This is a genomic window from Actinomycetospora sp., from assembly GCF_055612215.1.
The window spans coordinates 1-1182 of sequence record NZ_JBVPVA010000853.1; the positions used below are offsets into that span (position 1 = coordinate 1).

The following is a 1182-nucleotide window of genomic DNA, read 5'->3' on the forward strand; positions in this document are numbered from 1 at the left end:
CGGTACCGCTCGAGCAGGGAGTCCGCGAGCATCTGGCCGGTCTCCCAGGCCAGGCGCGACGGGACCGCGCGCGGGTCGATCGAGTAGAAGTTCCGGCCGGTCGGCAGGACGTTGACCAGCCCGCGCAGCGGCGAGCCCGACGGCCCGGCCTTCACGTGACCGCCGTCGAGGGCGTGCAGCACGCCGTCGATCTCCTCGGTGGTCCGGCCCAGCCGCGGGACGACCTCGGTGGCGGCGAAGCGCAGGATGCGCACGACGGTGTCGTCGTCCAGCTCGCCGAGGACCTCGGTGGCGACGTCGAACGCGTCGTCCGGGGCCCAGTCCCGCTTCTCCATCCCGACGACGAGGCTGTGGGCGAGTTCCTCGGCGCGGTCGACGTCGATCCGGCTCGCCGCACCCGCGGCTTCGTCGAGACCCAGCGCCTCCCGCAGGCCGGGCAGCGCCTGGGTACCCGACCACATCTGCCGCGCCCGCAGCACCGCGAGCACCATGTCGACGCGCTCCTGGCCGGCCGGGGCGCGGCCGAGGACGTGCAGGCCGTCGCGGATCTGGGCGTCCTTGATCTCGCAGAGCCAGCCGTCGAGGTGCATGACGAACTCGTCGAAGCGCTCGTCGTCGGGCTGGTCGTTGACGCCGAGGTCGTGGTCGAGCTTCGCGGCCTGGATGAGCTGCCAGATCTGGCCGCGGATCGCCTCGATCTTGCCGGGGTCCATGGCCTGGATCGAGGCGTACTCGTCGAGCAGCTGCTCGAGGCGGGCGAGGTCGCCGTAGGACTCCGCGCGGGCCATCGGCGGGACCAGGTGGTCGACGAGGGTCGCGTGGGCCCGGCGCTTGGCCTGGGTGCCCTCGCCGGGGTCGTTGACGAGGAAGGGGTAGACGAGCGGGAGGTCGCCGAGGATCGGGTCGGGCGCGCAGGAGGCCGACAGCGCCGCGGTCTTCCCCGGGAGCCACTCGAGGTTGCCGTGCTTGCCGACGTGGACCAGGGCCTCGGCGCCGAAGCCGGCCTGCAGCCAGCGGTAGGCGGCGAGGTAGTGGTGGCTCGGCGGCAGGTCGGGGTCGTGGTAGATCGCGATCGGGTTCTCCCCGAACCCGCGCGGGGGCTGGATCATCAGCAGCACGTTCCCGAACCGCAGGGACGCCAGCACGATGTCGGAGCCGTCGACGTACAGGGAACCCGGCGGC

At 72.8% G+C, this 1182-nt stretch carries 1 protein-coding gene; it reads right to left on the minus strand.

Features of this window, described 5'->3' with window-relative positions; genetic code table 11:
- A partial coding sequence (locus AC0CYZ_RS23255) for a cobaltochelatase subunit CobN (protein WP_472219736.1) occupies window positions 1-1182 on the minus strand: 1182 nt, incomplete at both ends.